The organism is Alteromonas sp. ABH4_452, from assembly GCF_056311825.1.
Map to the genome: position 1 here is coordinate 402545 of NZ_CM149973.1, position 15754 is coordinate 418298.

At 44.6% G+C, this 15754-nt stretch carries 18 protein-coding genes; 7 read left to right on the forward strand and 11 right to left on the reverse strand.

Annotation, left to right across the window (positions count from 1 at the left end; genetic code table 11):
* Nucleotides 1-104 precede the first annotated feature (104 nt).
* The 3 genes from rph to tusA are packed head-to-tail and all read left to right on the forward strand — an operon-like array spanning nt 105 to nt 1767.
* A complete protein-coding gene (gene rph / locus ACYX4N_RS01755) occupies nt 105-818 on the forward strand; it encodes a ribonuclease PH (protein ID WP_025257195.1) in 714 nt (237 codons plus the stop codon).
* A 57-nt stretch (nt 819-875) separates the two neighbouring features.
* Complete coding sequence (gene pyrE, locus ACYX4N_RS01760; RefSeq protein ID WP_476055402.1) at nt 876-1517, forward strand: orotate phosphoribosyltransferase; 642 nt, start codon at nt 876-878, stop codon at nt 1515-1517.
* Complete coding sequence (gene tusA / locus ACYX4N_RS01765) at nt 1507-1767, forward strand: sulfurtransferase TusA (RefSeq protein WP_474803396.1); 261 nt, start codon at nt 1507-1509, stop codon at nt 1765-1767. Before pyrE ends, tusA begins: the two co-directional genes overlap by 11 nt.
* 52 nt (nt 1768-1819) lie before the next feature.
* On the opposite strand, the gene ACYX4N_RS01770 is transcribed toward tusA, so the two are convergent.
* The 7 genes from ACYX4N_RS01770 to ACYX4N_RS01800 all read right to left on the reverse strand — a co-directional run bounded on the left by ACYX4N_RS01770 (nt 1820) and on the right by ACYX4N_RS01800 (nt 7171).
* Nucleotides 1820-2623, reverse strand: coding sequence for a DUF1206 domain-containing protein (locus ACYX4N_RS01770; RefSeq protein ID WP_476055404.1), 804 nt, complete (start codon nt 2621-2623; stop codon nt 1820-1822).
* 116 nt (nt 2624-2739) lie between these two features.
* Entirely contained in the window at nt 2740-2928 is a 189-nt protein-coding gene (locus ACYX4N_RS01775; protein WP_476055405.1) for a hypothetical protein, read from the reverse strand.
* Between the two features lie 20 nt (nt 2929-2948).
* Entirely contained in the window at nt 2949-3410 is a 462-nt protein-coding gene (locus ACYX4N_RS01780; protein ID WP_474856738.1) for a hypothetical protein, read from the reverse strand.
* A gap of 171 nt (nt 3411-3581) precedes the next feature.
* Nucleotides 3582-4169, reverse strand: coding sequence for a YqaA family protein (locus tag ACYX4N_RS01785; protein WP_474856737.1), 588 nt, complete (start codon nt 4167-4169; stop codon nt 3582-3584).
* Between the two features lie 24 nt (nt 4170-4193).
* Nucleotides 4194-5486, reverse strand: coding sequence for an amidohydrolase family protein (locus ACYX4N_RS01790; RefSeq protein WP_476055406.1), 1293 nt, complete (start codon nt 5484-5486; stop codon nt 4194-4196).
* A gap of 211 nt (nt 5487-5697) precedes the next feature.
* The gene (locus ACYX4N_RS01795; protein ID WP_476055407.1) at nt 5698-6324 is read right to left on the reverse strand and encodes a DUF1285 domain-containing protein; all 627 of its coding nucleotides are present in this window, start codon (nt 6322-6324) and stop codon (nt 5698-5700) included.
* Nucleotides 6311-7171: a DUF3014 domain-containing protein gene (locus ACYX4N_RS01800; protein WP_476055408.1), complete on the reverse strand. Its 861-nt coding sequence runs from the start codon at nt 7169-7171 to the stop codon at nt 6311-6313. Before ACYX4N_RS01800 ends, ACYX4N_RS01795 begins: the two co-directional genes overlap by 14 nt.
* A gap of 384 nt (nt 7172-7555) precedes the next feature.
* Between ACYX4N_RS01800 and ACYX4N_RS01805 the strand changes: the two genes are divergently transcribed.
* Nucleotides 7556-7948, forward strand: coding sequence for a hypothetical protein (locus ACYX4N_RS01805; protein WP_476055409.1), 393 nt, complete (start codon nt 7556-7558; stop codon nt 7946-7948).
* Between the two features lie 93 nt (nt 7949-8041).
* Nucleotides 8042-8350, forward strand: coding sequence for a DUF6482 family protein (locus tag ACYX4N_RS01810; RefSeq protein ID WP_269917869.1), 309 nt, complete (start codon nt 8042-8044; stop codon nt 8348-8350).
* Nucleotides 8351-8541: 191 nt separating this feature from the next.
* Here ACYX4N_RS01810 and ACYX4N_RS01815 read toward each other — a convergent pair whose 3' ends face one another.
* From ACYX4N_RS01815 to ACYX4N_RS01830, 4 genes are all read right to left on the reverse strand, one after another.
* The gene (locus ACYX4N_RS01815) at nt 8542-9909 is read right to left on the reverse strand and encodes an ABC1 kinase family protein (RefSeq protein WP_476055410.1); all 1368 of its coding nucleotides are present in this window, start codon (nt 9907-9909) and stop codon (nt 8542-8544) included.
* A 244-nt stretch (nt 9910-10153) separates the two neighbouring features.
* Entirely contained in the window at nt 10154-10573 is a 420-nt protein-coding gene (locus ACYX4N_RS01820) for a hypothetical protein (protein WP_476055411.1), read from the reverse strand.
* Nucleotides 10574-10885: 312 nt separating this feature from the next.
* Nucleotides 10886-11470: a DUF6702 family protein gene (locus ACYX4N_RS01825; RefSeq protein ID WP_476055412.1), complete on the reverse strand. Its 585-nt coding sequence runs from the start codon at nt 11468-11470 to the stop codon at nt 10886-10888.
* On the reverse strand, nt 11460-13922 hold the full coding sequence (locus ACYX4N_RS01830) for a M1 family aminopeptidase (RefSeq protein WP_476055413.1): 2463 nt from the start codon (nt 13920-13922) through the stop codon (nt 11460-11462). The genes ACYX4N_RS01825 and ACYX4N_RS01830 overlap by 11 nt, the downstream gene beginning before the upstream one ends.
* A 193-nt stretch (nt 13923-14115) precedes the next feature.
* Here ACYX4N_RS01830 and proB point away from each other — a divergent pair, with 193 nt between their 5' ends.
* Both proB and ACYX4N_RS01840 read left to right on the forward strand, forming a co-directional pair.
* Nucleotides 14116-15216 (forward strand): glutamate 5-kinase, encoded by a 1101-nt coding sequence (gene proB / locus ACYX4N_RS01835; protein ID WP_476055414.1) that lies wholly within the window; start codon nt 14116-14118, stop codon nt 15214-15216.
* A 95-nt stretch (nt 15217-15311) separates the two neighbouring features.
* Nucleotides 15312-15749, forward strand: a complete 438-nt coding sequence (locus tag ACYX4N_RS01840; protein WP_476055415.1) for an acyl-CoA thioesterase — start codon at nt 15312-15314, stop codon at nt 15747-15749.
* The last annotated feature ends 5 nt before the right edge of the window (nt 15750-15754 follow it).

Below are 15754 nucleotides of genomic sequence, written 5' to 3' on the forward strand. Positions count from 1 at the left end.
CGAATTTACAGGGTTTGACCGCGAATTGAGCTTTCTATTCCCATATCGCACGAAAAACCTGTAAAGCGCTACCTTTTTTAAGCATTTACGTTGTGGAGAACACTATGCGTCCAAGCGGCAGAACCGCCAGTCAAATTCGCCCTGTTACTATTACTCGCCAGTACACTTGCCATGCAGAAGGCTCTGTTTTAGTAGAGTTTGGCAACACTAAGGTGTTGTGTAATGCGACGGTGGAAGAAGGTGTACCACGCTTTATGAAAGGCCAAGGTAAAGGTTGGGTTACCGCAGAGTACAGCATGCTTCCACGTGCAACCCATACGCGTAGCGGTCGTGAAGCGGCCCGTGGTAAGCAAGGTGGTCGTACGCTAGAGATTCAACGTCTAATTGCGCGCTCACTTCGCGCGGCGATTGATTTAAAACTTCTTGGTGAAAACACCATTACGTTAGACTGCGACGTTATTCAAGCCGATGGCGGTACGCGCACGGCCTCTATTACTGGTGCATGTGTTGCTCTTGTTGATGCGCTTACCTATATGCGTGCAAAAGGCATTATCAAAACTAACCCGCTTAAGCACATGATTGCTGCACTTTCGGTGGGCATTTATGAAGGTACGCCAATCGCTGATCTTGAGTACACTGAAGACTCTGAAGCTGAAACAGACATGAACATAGTGATGACCGAAACCGGTAAACTGATTGAAGTTCAAGGTACTGCTGAGGGTGAACCCTTCTCGTTTGAAGAGCTTGATGAATTATTGAAAATTGGTAAGCATGGCTTACGCGAATTATTCGATATTCAAAAAGCGGCGCTTGCGTAAGCGAGGCAATTAAGCGTATTTAACGCCTACGTATTAGTTAGTAATTAAGAGGTCATCATGAAAGCGTTTCAGCGTGATTTTATCGAGTTTGCCATTGAACGTGGCGTACTAAAATTTGGCGAATTTACTTTAAAGTCTGGCCGCGTTAGCCCTTACTTTTTTAATGCAGGCTTGTTTAATCGCGGCGGCGATTTGGCCAAGCTAGGGCGTTTTTACGCTGATGCGCTAATGGATGCAGGTGTCGAGTTCGATGTACTGTTTGGTCCAGCGTATAAAGGCATTCCTATTGCGACGACTACTGTCGTAGCACTGGCCGATAGCCACAACCTTGACGTACCTTATTGCTTCAACCGTAAAGAAGCAAAAACCCACGGTGAAGGCGGCAATTTAGTTGGCAGCCCACTAGAAGGCAAGGTTATGCTGGTGGATGACGTGATCACAGCGGGTACCGCTATTCGTGAATCGATGACATTAATTGAACAGCAGCAGGCAAGTTTGTCTGGCGTATTGATCGCATTAGACAGACAAGAGCGCGGTAATGGTGAACTGTCAGCTATTCAAGAAGTAGAACGTGATTTTGGCACTCAGGTGATTTCTATCGTATCGCTGGCCGATGTGGTGGCTTATCTGACTGAGAAAGGCGGTTTTGAAAATGAAATCAGTGCCATTAACGCCTACCGTGAAAACTATGGCATCTGATTTTGATGGCGCCTTCAGCGCGGCAACTCAGCATTTAGACGCGCTAGGTTTACGTTGCCCTGAGCCAGTGATGATGGTGCGTTTAAATATTCGTAAGCTGGCCGATGGGGAAACCTTATCGGTCACGGCTGACGATCCCTCAACGGCAAGAGATATTCCTAGCTTTTGCCGTTTTATGGACCATACGTTGGTAGCGTCTCAAACAGAGACCTTGCCTTATCAATATGTTATTAAAAAAGGGCGCGCTTAAGCGCCCTTTTATCATTCAAATTTAGGCTCTTAGCGCCTTCCATTTAAATTTCCTACTCTACCTTTCTGTATTTCGCCTCTAACGCACAATAAAGGCCGAACATAACAAAGCCTGCGCCTACTGCGGCAATGAGATAAGGGCCGAAGGGCTGCTTCATCAAGGTTTCTAGTGCTTTTTGTAATCCACCCGCTTGGGATGGGTTACTTAATATGGCGGCAAGGATAAAAAAGCCACCTACTAAGGAATAAACGACCCCTCTTGCGGTATACCCTAGGCGACCGGTTACTTTCACACTCTTTCTAATGCGCTGATTTAAAGCGTGTAGTGAAAATTTCTTTAGAAAGTCAGCAGTGTAAGCATGTTTGAACTGCATAACGGCAAATATGATGATGCAAAGTCCGATTGCGGCCACAAGCCACAGGCCCCACTCGTATTGCATTAGAAATTCACTCACTTTCTTTCCGCTCCCTTGCGATGATGAGCTACTTTGTATTTCTAATAAGGTTTTACCTCCCGCGTAAGCCGCAACAAAATAGAACGCGCCTGATATAAAGAAGAACAGCTTATTTATGATGTGAATGAACCAGCTGTCGTCGTCAGATTTGTCGGTAATAAAAATTTGAAGCCAACGCCAACAGGCATAGCATGCTAAGCCAAGAACTAGAATGCCTAATAAGATCTGCCCGAGTGGTTGCTCTTTAAGTGTAAGAAAGACATTGGACTGAGAGGCTTTTTCACGGTTAAGCGCAGTAAATACAGATGTAAGAATGAAGACACCAAGCATAACGTACATGACTGTCTTGGCGCTATACCCCGCTCTAGCGGTTATCTCTTTCCATTTAGACGAAGGTTCCACGGTGTCCTCTCATAGCTTAATTGCAAAATAAAAACGGCTTAGTTATTTATCCTATATCAAGTTATGTTCCGTTTTGCTCCCGTCTGTATTTTACGCTTTCTAGCTAGCGTTTAAGGTTAACGTTCTGAACTGTCTGCAACGGCTTTTAGCAGCAGGTTTTGAAGCGTACGTTTGCTGTGAGCACAGTTGCAGTGAACGTCTGTCATGTGCAGAACTTCACCTTTAAGCATTTTTTGAAGAACAGATGCTCTTACGCTTAAAGAGACAAAGCCGTCTTCATTTGGGATTTGTTTCGACATCATCATTCTCTCCTTCAACTTTTTATTTAATGCAGGGCAGCAGACGCAAGTTGCCTGCTAATTTGAGGTTCATAGGTTTGCTCAAGCGTGTGCTGAATGGCGGATATAAGCCTGCATACAGATGGGTTAGTGGCATGCAAAGGCAGTATGGCAATTAGCTGCTGTTGGCACTCCTGCAAAATTGCGTGAGATTCTTGTTTTTTGTGCTCTTGAGCAAGTAAAGAAGATAAGTACATGCCCATAGTGCCAAACGCGAGTACATCTTCTTGCACAGCGCTCACTTTTTGAGAGGATGTGGGCTGCAGCGCGTTGAGAATAGCTTTAGCCGCTTCAAAGGCTTGATAACCTAACTCTCTGGCATAATCTAACTTACCCTGTTGATGGGCTTTCTGCGTTTGTGCCTGCATTGCTAAGCGATGCTCTCGTGCGCTTGAAGGGTTTAGCTGTAGCCACTTTCTGTAAACTGGGCATAAACGTTGAACATTCATATAAGCACCTCCTGTTTTTTATAACATTAGTGCAAATAAGAATCATTATCAAATGTAAAGTTCAAAAAATCTATTAGCGTAATTTGAAATGGGGATTTAGGGGGAGCTCACACGATTTGGTTGATGCTATTTTGATAGCTTTAGCGCCCTCAAATCGAAAAGGCTCTTCAATTAGGAGAGCATATTAGACAGCCACCACAATAAAACTACCACCAGCGTAATAGCGAAGACAGCTTTCATCTTGTAGCGTTTTATAAGTTGCTCGGCTTTGTCACCTGCGTAATACACCACTACCGCAAGGCCAAAGTAGCGAATAGCGCGGGCAATAACCGTGGCTAAAAGGAATAGCGGGAGTGAGTATTGGGTGGCGCCAGCAGCTAACATGGCCACTTGAAAAGGAATAGGCGCAATGCCTAGCGTCATCACAAACCAGAAGCCTTGATTTTGCATTTGTTGTTTAACGCTGTCGAACTGATCTTGACTAAAGAAGGTATCAATCACCCACTGGCCAACAAGGTCGAAAAGGTAATAGCCAAGAGCATAGCCGAAAACAGCGCCAATCACACAGCCCACGGTAGCCATTAATGCAATTTTCCATAGCGACTCTCGTCTAGCTTGCATTAACGGCACCATAACAGCTTCAAGCGGTATAGGAACAATGGTCGATTCTAAAAATGACGCTAAGGTAATGCCCTTTAACATATGTTTAGAGTCAATAAGCTTTTTGGTTTTGTGCTTAACCTTTTTACCTAGTGCCATGTAACCTCTACCACTTTTATTGTTTTACTGCTTGTAAACTACCCCGTCTTTCATCACAAAAGACACGCTTTCCATAAGTGATATATCGTCAAGCGGGTCGCCTTGAACAGCAACAATATCTGCTAACTTACCTTGTTCTAACGTACCTAAAATGTCGCTTATACCCAGTAAATCTGCGCTATTAACGGTAGCACTAAGAAGTGCGTCAGCGGGTTTCATGCCTGCTTCAACCATTAAAGAAAATTCCTGTGCATTATCGCCATGGGCCGATACACCACTGTCTGTACCAAAAGCAATTTTTACGCCCGCTTTGTGCGCTTGTTCAAAGGTATTTTGAATTAAGGGGCCGATGGCTGCTGCTTTAGGGCGAACTAGCTCAGGGAAAAAGCCATCAATCTTGGCTTTATCTGCTACAAACTTCCCAGCCAAGATAGTAGGCACGTAGTAGGTGCCGTGTTTCTTCATTAGCTTGCGAATTTCATTGTCCATGTAGGTACCGTGCTCAATAGAATCTACTCCTGCTTCTATTGCGCGTTTCATGCCTTCTTTACCATGAGCATGCACAGCCACAGTCATACCGTAATCTTTTGCTGTATCGACAATAGCTTCTAATTCGTCGGTCATAAACTGAGGGTTTTGGCCACTTTTGGCTACGCTTAGTACGCCGCCAGTTGCAGTAATCTTAATTAGGTCGGCACCATCTTGATAACGGGTACGTACCGCTTCGCGGGCTTCAACTTCGCCGTTAACTACACCCTGCTTTGGGCCTACATCTGGTCGAAGTAAGTGAGACATACCGTTGCTTGGGTCAGCATGTCCGCCTGTAGTCGCAATAGATTTAGCTACCGTGTAAATACGTGGGCCGGTAGCATAGCCTTTCGCAATAGCATTTCTTAAAGCCACGGTTTCGTTATAGCCATCACCAAGGTTACGCACTGTGGTAAAGCCTGCGTCTAGGGTTATTTCTGCGTAGTTTGCTGCACGCAATGCGTAATCGGCTTCATTAAGTGAAAAACGCTCTAAGTAGGTTTGCGGCCCGCCGTGTTGCGACGATAAATGAACATGCATATCCATTAGACCGGGCATAACCGTTGAAGCGCTTAAATCGATAACGGTGTCGCCTTTTTGTGGCTTAGCAAACCCTTTCTTTATCTCTGCTATTTTGTTGCCTTCAATAACAATGGTCATTTTTTCTTGAAGTGATTTTGAGGTGCCAGTAAACACTTTTCCCGCATGTATAAGGGTATCGGCAACCGCAGAAAAAGGTGATGAGATTAGTGCGCTGGTAATCGCAAGGGTGAGCAAAGGCTTTTTCATGATGTAGGTCTTCTTTTGATTGTTTTATAGACTACATCGAATGTAATGCACATAAAGAAATAACGCAAAATAAAGTGCTGTTAATGACATCTTGATGGTGACAAATATTTTAATAGTAAGTCCAAGTTACAGACGCAAAATAGTTGTGCAACATTAGTAGCGTAACCATAAGTTGCTTATCCATCAGTAACGTGAGAATAGAAAACGCGAATTAGGGCGTTTGAAGTATTTCGCCCAATACGAAGGTCGTACCGCTAGATTGAATACTAAATTGCGTATTCGAACCATCCGATGACTCTTCGGCTTGTTCTAACAGCTGGTAATAAGTGTTTTGATGTAGCCTTGCCCATAGGTTTCTACGAACGCGAATGTAAGGAATAGGTGTTGCCTGGGGGTCCTGAATAGCTTTTGGTGGAACTCGAAGTTCTAGCTGATCTGCGCACTCTAAGGGAATAATGTCGCCGGTTTGTGTAGTAAACACATAGGTGCTGCAGCTAGCAGATTCACCTTCTTGCTCAACTTCACTCGCCTTGCCGCATTTATTCTTTTCTATATGCCACTGGGTAATGAGAAAGGGCGTGTCTTCAACAGTGATCCCTACCTTTTCGACAGGTGTCACTAAAAAGTACTTATCGCCTTCTCGCTTCAGAACAGAGGCAAAAAGCTCGACCAGGCTTGCCCGCCCTATCGGGCTGCCCTCGTAAAACCATCGGCCATCAAGGGCTATCGTCAAATTAATATCACCACAAAAATCTGGATTCCATTGGTCAACGGGGGGCAAAGGGCGCGCCTTTGAAGACGTGCCCTTAAGCTGATGTTGAAACCTAGTTAGATCCACGCTCTTCTACCAAAACTTTCAATTCGCGTAGTTTCGCTTTAATACGACGCATATTGTCTGGTCCGGTACGCAGTAGCTGCTTTTGCGGCTCATTAAGGCTTTCTAAACGATCGTCTGCATACTTATAAGCTACCGAATCTGTATATACCTCGACAGGAACAGGTACTTCTGGTGTATCAAGTAACTGGTCGATGGCGTTTAGTAATACGCTGTTAAAGTCTTGGTCTGGACTACCAATTTCTGCAAACTTCGCTTGGATATCGTCTTTATAAATACCGTAGATATTAAGCAGCGCTTCATTATCGAACGACTCCAGCATATCTACATAGGGCGTATATCGTTTATAACTTGCAGCATCAATCCACTGTTTTCCCGCTTGAGAATAAACCCGGAAGTTTTGTTCTGGCGGCGTAAGTAGTTGATGGTTTGGCGCCATCTCATCATTCGCGAGATTAGCTACAGAGACAACAAACCGTTGAATAAGACCTTCGTTAACCAGCATACGGTTTACGGTTTCTTCATTTGCAGAAGAACTTTCAATTAATGACGCTTTGACTGCTGGATCGCTAGTATCTAATGGCTCTGGATCAGGCTCAACGGGCTCTGGAAGTGGCTCAACGTCGTCTTTTTCTTCAAGCTCAACGGTGGGTGCTGGTTGAGTAGGTTCAAAAATCTCTGGCTCTTCCGGTGCTGTGACTTCCGGTTCGGTCACTTCAGGTTCAGGCGTAATGACTGGCTCAGGCTCTTCGTCACTTGGCCAAAAAACTACAGCCAGAATAACAATAAGAAGGATGCCGACAATAATAAAATGTGGGCCTAACGATTTCTTTTCTGACGATTCGCTCATAATGACTCCGCTACAAAAATATCCTTTCGGTAATACTACCAGAGATAACACCCAAAATTAGAAAATCAATCAAGAGAAATGTTCCCTCAAAATTCAAATTCCTTATTCTGAACAGATTTTAACGTTTAAAAGACAGTTTCCGATTTGTTTTCATCCAAAAATTAGTGGGAACTCCCCATTTTTTTGATCTTCCAGTTCGCCATACAATGTAAACGTGAAAGTAATTTTTAAAACAATTGTTTAACATTTGGAGCTTTGTGTACTAATGTGTTGATTAATCATTGAAAAGCAAATGCTAGAGCACTGCTATTTACAGTAATTAACTAACATTTTGAGTCCTTAAGTCCCAGTGTTACCTAAATGTGCCCTTGTAGGATAGTAAGCGTGAGTAAATTCAAATCATATCATCCAAAGTTACACCGAGCCGTTACACGGTACACTGCTATACAATACGTTATTGCACTAGGGATAATGCTTTACCTGTTTTTGAATATGCATAGTCTGCCACCGCATCATCAACTAATTACTGTAATAACCGTGGTTGTTATGGGCATACAAAATGGCTTTATCTTGTCGAGAGCAAAAGTTGCACTTGCTGTAGAAGGGCCTCGGTTGCTGGTTTTCCCACTGTTATGGATAGCAACTGGAATGGGGGTCGCTGCTCTTGTGTACACCGTTTTTTCTATTGCTTCGTTGTTGGTTTTAGCCAACGCAGTGCGATATAAAAATCACCGCCCTCCACTTCATCTTGTGAATGAACCTGAAAACCTCGCATAGCGTATAACTGTCATTATCTCGTCCTGAAAATCAATGTATATAAAATCAAGCAGGGCGAGCGTAATGCGCACGCTGATTTCATGAGGTAGGAAAATGCATAAGTTTTATTTTCGGGATATTGAAGAGTCGCCGACGGTTATCGATTACTTAGAAGTTCAGTCTTATGAAATGAATGTCTATTTGGTTTATCTGACTATCGATAAACAAAGCGGTATGCTTTACGACAATAAAGACAAGCCAATGCGTTTTTTTAGTGCCGGGCACATTCGTGAAGCGTTCGCTCATTGTCGCGTTCAGCAGGCTGTAATGAAGCACGATACACCGTACGACGAGATGATAGGTAACCCGCCGAAAAGCAAAGAGCAGATGGCCTTACCTTTTAGTATGGAACTGCCCTACTAAACGCAACGCTATCTACCCAATACTGCCGGCTCAGTGCCATGAGAAGTGTAAAAACTGGGCGAAGGCATTAAGCAAAGTCTTCGTCCTTTTCCGATAATCCCAATCTTAAACAAGCAGTATTAAAACAAGCTGCACTCAAACAAGCAGCATAAACCGCGGTAGGATTTATCGTAAGATGGGATTAAACCTTGTTAAGAGCAAAGCCAGTTGCCCGCGGCCTCGCGCATATCCACTTTAGCTTGCAACCGCTTCGCTAACAAAAATAAACCTCCGAGCTTTCTATGTATAAAGAGCGCATCGACCGGCGGTGTGTGCCAAAAGTTATGATCCATTGTAAGCGCCATTCCTTTTTCGTGAAGTCTTGCGATTAAATCACTTTTCCCAAAGTCATAAGCCCCCTCAAAGCGAATGGCTTCGCAGGCTTCCATGCCTATAGCTATGACTGCATCAACTTGCATTTTAGAATGTCTGTCATCAATAAGCCCAATATTGTATGCAGCTTGCTTCATTAGTGCTTTATCATTGTCTGCGGCGCTCTTAAGTAAAGTTTGGTATTGCTGAGATATATTTTCAGGCACTTCGCGAGTGGCACCAAAATCTAGCAGCACGATTTCCTTGGTATCAGGTTTAAACTGATAGTTGGCTAAGTTAGGGTCGCTTTGCAGCAGCTTAAAGTGGAAAACTTCATTAAAAAACAACGTCATTAACGCTGTCATCACGGCATCTCGAACTTCTTGAGGCTCATCAAATAGCACATCCAAATCTTTCGCTTCGATATAGTCCATGGCTAATACCGTGCTTGTGGTAAGCGGTGCATAGGTCTTTGGAATAATAAACGCGCTTTGTTCTTCACATCGGATTTCAGTGGCCTCAACTAGGTTGCGGTAACGATTTAGCATATCGGCTTCTCGTTCGTAATCCGCTTCTTGGTGAAGCTGCGCTTTGGCTTCCTGCAACAGCGGGCCTATATCTAATGATTTTGGCACCAAGCCAGTAAGCTTTATAAGTGTTGCTACGTTATCCACATCGCTATCAATACTCTTCTTCACGCCTGGGTACTGTACTTTTACCGCTAACATTATGCCGTCCATAGTAATAACTTTGTGAACTTGGCCTATGGAAGCTGCGGCAACAGGGGCAAAGGAAAAGTAAAGTAAGTCATCTTGCCATCTGTCGCCCCAAGACTGATTTAGCGTGGCTATTAGCTGGTCCTTGGGCATGGGGTCAGCATCGTCTCGTAAACGTCCTAAAACGGCGGCGAGTTCTTCGGGTAAAAAGTCTCCTGCATCCATGGAAATGAGTTGCCCTAGTTTCATTGCAGCGCCACGCATACTGGCAAGCTGATCGGCAATATTTGAAATATTCTTTGGTGTTAAAAGCAGCGAAGATAGGACCGGCTTCTCACCTTTTAGCAACTGGCCTGCGCCCTGAGAAACCACATTACCTGCAATCCTACCTGCTAACGTGCCTAAACGACCTATACGCGATAAACGAGACGAGGGTACAGCCTTACTCGAACGGGTTGGCGACTCGGAAGATTTAGTCGGCTTCTCTGCCATAGGTTCACTCTGTTTTATTGAAGACGGAAAGGAATATTAATTTTTATGGTTTAAAGCATAGCTTAAAAAGTACTCTGACCCTTTATACATTTAAGTACGATGGCTGGATCGGGTATAAGAGCCATAAATCACCAAATAACTAAATGAATTGCTTGATAGTAGTGTTGAGATTATAGAATCAGGAAGAGGTGTAAAAATAAGATTGAGCACTGCATAAGTGTGCGGATTACACAGTGCTATATATTTAGATGATTTGAGAAATAAATTGAAGCACTAGACCAATGACACTGCCATAAGCAAACCCAGCCCATCCGCTTGCTGTTCTGTAACGCCAAAGCGCAGCACCAAAGAATCCGCACCATAGCATTGCAGAATAAGTTGATATTAGGCCCCCGCCCATGCCTGTATCGGGCAGAAATAGCATTACGATAAATGTCAGTGCCATGGCACCGCTCAACAGCACCCACATGATATTTTTCTTATCAGCGAACGCATTGCTGTTTTTACCTTTTGCTAAATCAGCATCTGGGGTTAGTTCTGCATTTACCTTTTGTTCAGCGCGCTCTGCTGCGTTAGCAGTACGCATTTTTCTAGCGCGGCGCTCGCTTCTTGATTGGGGTTTCTTGACCTGTGAAGGCAACGGTGCTGCAGCGCTATTGGTCATGATATACCTCATTAATTAGGTGTCAGTAACGTATTTGTCTACTGATAAGGTAGAGCATGCCTTAAGCTATGACTATAAGACTTCGGTCTCACATCGACATCATTGAGTAAAACTTCTCATACGAAGAGTAAAGAGCGGATTTTTGCGCAGTCGATATGGGTATTTGCCAACTCAGTTCGAATCAAAGGGCATTTGAGTCAGGGGTATTCGAATTAGGGAACTAAAAAGTTAGTCATTAAAAAAGCCCACCAGCTTTCATCGTTGATCGACGGTGAATGCTGGTGGGCTGTTCACAAGTTACTCAGCTAAATATTAATGATGGTCGCTACTTTGACTTTTAAAGCTCACTTCCAGCAGATTTACGCTATCAGCAAAGGTGAGGGTTTTAATATCGCCCTTGCCTTCTACATTTAGCGTATTTACTTGCTTCGGCCATAAGTCGCGCAATGCATCGTGGCGAATTTTAATACCTTCTAGCACGGGCGGTTCAGCGGTTTCCTGATAAACCCAAAAATGCTTACCTTCAACTTCAAAACCCACGTCAGCTAGTTTTAACGATTCGTCTGCCGCGTTTAAGATAGCGAAATGCTTAGCAACGTAATCGGCAAACCGCTGCTGCGTTTTAACGTCATCCATAATATCTGCATGCTTGTCGAACAAAGCTTTAACCGCGTGCTCAGCATCATGCAAATTAAAGCGGTGCATCACTTCAATATTTTCTGTTCTAGGGTTGAACAGTACCGTTGTAATCGCGGCTTTTATTTGATGCGCTTGAGCAGTCGTGCTGAACGACATTGCGCTAACTAGTAGCGCAGCCGCAATAGCTAACCCACCAACGCTTGCAAGCAGAGCATGAGAGCTCTGCAGCAGGCGGGCTAAAGACAACTTATTCGTCATCTTTATCCTCGTCGTCAGTTTTTAGCTCGGTCTTTGAATCGTGCATAAGGTCGCGGTACTCGTAAGTGTTACGCGGCTTATTCTTATACGCTTCAATACGCGAAGGAATGATACGACGTGGGTAGTGGTTGTTTTCCACATCTACGTCCGCTGTTTCCCAATGCGGGTCAACCGTCACGCTTACCAACTCTTTGTCTTTGTCGGTAACAATAAGCTTGCTAACGGCTTTAGGTGTACGACGCCAGATTTCTGCTGGAATGCGCATTTCTTCTTTCGTACCGTCTTCAAAGGCTAGCTCAAGAATAATCGGCATTACCAAACCACCTTTGTTGCTAAAATCTAGCACGTAGTAGTTTTTGTCTTCTTTTACCGCACGTTCAAAGGCTTTACGCTCCCAAGGTTCAAGCTTATCAAGGAACTTCTTGTACTTGTTGCGCTCTTTGTTGGTTACGGTATAGCGATCATTTTCATCGTAGAAATCGCTGATATCTTCAAAGCGGTCTACCCACAGCTTTCTACCTTCTTCTTTATTGCGAATATCGGTAAGTGACTTAGGCTTTTCCATTTCCGCTTCGCGCTCACGAGCAAAGTCGATATCTGGATCTTCAGTGTCTAAACGCAGCTTGTGTACGCTGTCTAGGCTAATATCTACGTGGTCTGTGGTATAAAACCAACCGCGCCAGAACCAATCTAGATCTACACCAGAGGCTTCTTCCATAGTGCGGAAGAAATCAGATGGCGTCGGACGTTTAAACATCCAGCGCTGTGCGTATTCTTTAAATGCGAAGTCAAACAGCTCGCGGCCAAGGATAGTTTCACGAAGGATGTTGAGCGCTACCGCAGGCTTGGTGTAAGCATTTGGACCAAGGCGAAGTACCGAGTCAGATTGCGTCATAATTGGCACCTGAGTCTGAGACTTCATGTAGCCTGTAATATCGCGCGGCTCTACACCCCATGGAATTGTTGGGTCCCATTCGCGACCAGCAACGCCATCTAGGAAGCTGTTAAGACCTTCATCCATCCATGTCCACTGACGCTCATCAGAGTTTACTGTCATAGGGAAGTAGATATGGCCCACTTCGTGAATAACTACGCCAATTAGGAAGCGTTTCTCAGCTAGCGAGTAGGTGCGTGAACCGTCATCACGAAGTTCTGTACGCGGGCCGTTAAAGGTGATCATGGGGTATTCCATGCCGCCAACTGGACCATTTACTGATTGGGCTACTGGGTAGGGGTAATCGAAGCTAAAACGGCTGTAAACATCCATAGTGTGGATGATTGACTCTGTTGAATACTTCTGCCACAGCTCACCACCTTCTTTCGGGTAGAAGGACATTGCCATTACAAGCGGCTGAGTGTCACCACCTTGCTGGTAGCCACGTGCATCCCATGCAAACTTACGCGACGAAGCCCAAGCAAAATCACGTACGTTATCCGCTTTAAAGGTCCAAGTCTTAAGCTTAGAGGTGCCTTCTTTTTCGTTTTCAATAGCTTCTTCAGGAGAAACGATGAATACGATACGGTCAGCTTTTTCTGCTTTTTTCAGTCGATCCCGTTGTGTTTTAGTTAACACATCTTTCGGGTTTTGAAGCACACCTGTTGACGATACGATGTGATCAGCCGGAACCGTGATATCTACTTCGTAGTTACCGAATTCTAGGGTGAACTCACCACGGCCAATAAATTCTTTATTAGTCCATGCTTCGTAGTCAGTGTATGCCGCCAGGCGTGGGAACCACTGTGCTAGCAAGAATATATCATTGCCGCCTTCGCGCTCATCATCTGGGAAGTGCTCGTAACCTGCACGTGCTGAAACCGCATCTTCTTCAACAATATTAAAGGCAAAGTCGATATCAAAGGTTACTTTGCTGCCTGGCTTTAGTGGCTTAGCTAGGTCAACCCGCATTAGGGTACCGACAATGGTGTGGCGTAAATCATTGCCCGCTTTGTCTTCAACGCGAGAAATGGTGTAGCCCAGTTCGTTGTCGTCAACAAACTGCTGACGGCGCAATGCACCCATGCTTAATTTAGCGGGCGTATTGCCACTTGCGGCTTGCGTGCCTGGTCCACGGTTACCAATGCCACCGAAAGTGGTAGTAAGCGCAGACATTGAGTCGTCACGGAATTTGTTTTGATCTAGCTGAACCCAAAGGTACTTAAGGGTGTCGGGCGAGTTGTTGTAATACGTAATTTCTTCGCTTGCTTCGATACGGCGCTCGTCTTCAAGTAGCTTTACGTCGATATCGTAATCTACTTGCTGTTGCCAGTATTGATGACCAGGCTCACCAGCGGCGTTGCGATAAACATTGGGAGTAGGAAGTACTTCATCTAGCTGACGGAATTTATCTTCAAAGTCGCCTTTTGTTTGTTTTATAGCGGCGGTACTAGGAAGAGAAATCAGCATAGACAACACTGGCGCTAGCCAGAAAAAGTGTCGTTTTGCGGTGCTCATGCAGGTTCCTTGCAACTTGTAAGTTAGAATTGTTATAAGATAACACTTGCTAGTATATAAGCATGGCACACACAATCCAATTTTTTGACCGTAAACTAACCATGTTTTAACGCAAAAAAACTGTAACAGAACGTTTTGTTATACGCTTTAACTGTCGTATTCTTAAGCTCTTGTTATCTTTTTTCTTCCCCCTATGAACTGTTTTAATTGGCAACGTGCTGTTATAAAAGTTGGCAGTGCCCTTATTGCACCTGAAGGCAATGGGTGTAGCGGACGCTACCTTTTATCTCTTGCTCGATTCATTACCGCAAGCCGAGAGGCTGGCAAAGAAGTGATTTTAGTTTCATCTGGCAGTGTGGCGGCAGGTCGTAGCCAAGTTAAAGTTCGCCACAACGCGTCTATTGCAGAGAAGCAGGCCATGGCTGCGATTGGTCAAAATTTAATGATGGCCAACTGGCAGCGCTTTTTTGATTTCCCCTGCGCGCAGGTATTGCTAACCGCAGATGATTTGCGTGACAGAACCCGCTACGTAAATATCAAAAATACCTTACGTGAAATTTTGAATCACAACGCGTTACCTATTGTGAATGAAAACGACACGGTAGCTGTCAACGAACTTAAAGTAGGTGATAACGATAACTTGGGTGCTTACACGGCATTGGTTGCGCAGGCTGACACTTTAATTATTTGCTCTGATATTGATGGCTTGTTTACCGCTGACCCCAGAAAAGACGCCAACGCCACACTCATTCCGCAGGTGGATAAAATAGACCCTACTATTTACGGACTAGCGGGGGGCGCAGGTACTGCGGTAGGAACTGGCGGCATGCGCACAAAAATTGAAGCGGCAGACAAGTGCACCAGTAGTGGTATCCAAACTCTTATTGTTAATGGGCGAAAAGGCGAAACCTTCGATGTTTTACTTGAAGGCAAGGTGCCGGGGACTTTGTTTACTGCTAGCAGCACACCGGCCAGCGCCAGAAGGCTTTGGCTTACTCACACGCTCAAAACCGCTGGTAGAATAGAAGTAGATATAGGTGCTAAAGAGGCGCTAGTGAGAAAAGGCGCGTCATTGCTGCCGTCGGGTATTGTGAATGTGAGCGGTTCATTTGAACAAGGGGATGCCGTTGAAGTGATGTGCGATGGAGAAATTATCGCTAAAGGTCTTTGCTTGTATAACGCAAAAGACTTAATCCTAATAAAAGGGAAAAAGTCGAAAGAAATTGCCAGTGTGTTAGGTTATGAAACAAGCGATGTTGCCGTTCACCGTGACGATATGGTGCTTTATTCATAGCACTATCATTGAAATACGATATAGCGCTTAGGCGCTATATTTGTTCACTTTTTGGGCAGCAACACTTACCCAAATGTATATGCCAAGGATTGTTCATGACTGATATTACACCGACACTTGCCGACTACCCTTATAACGTCACTATTGCCACCCGCTGGCAAGACAATGATGCATATGGTCATATCAACAATGTTGTGTATTACGGTTTTTTTGATACCGCGGTAAACCGCTTTCTGATTGAGAAAGGCAATTTAGATATACACAACGGGCAAACCGTTGCGTATGTGGTAAGCAGTCAATGCCAGTACGTGGCTCCGGCGGCATACCCAGAAGACATTTTTGTTGGGCTACGGGTAATAAAAGTAGGTCGAAGTTCAGTGACCTATGGGTTATCTGTGTATGCAGGCGAAAATAAGCGACGCGTGGCCCATGGTCAATTTGTGCATGTATTTGTAGATAGGAAGACCGATAAAGCTATTCCGATTCCTGTAAACGTGAAAGCGGCGTTAGAATCTATTGTGGAAGTAATGTAGGCCTA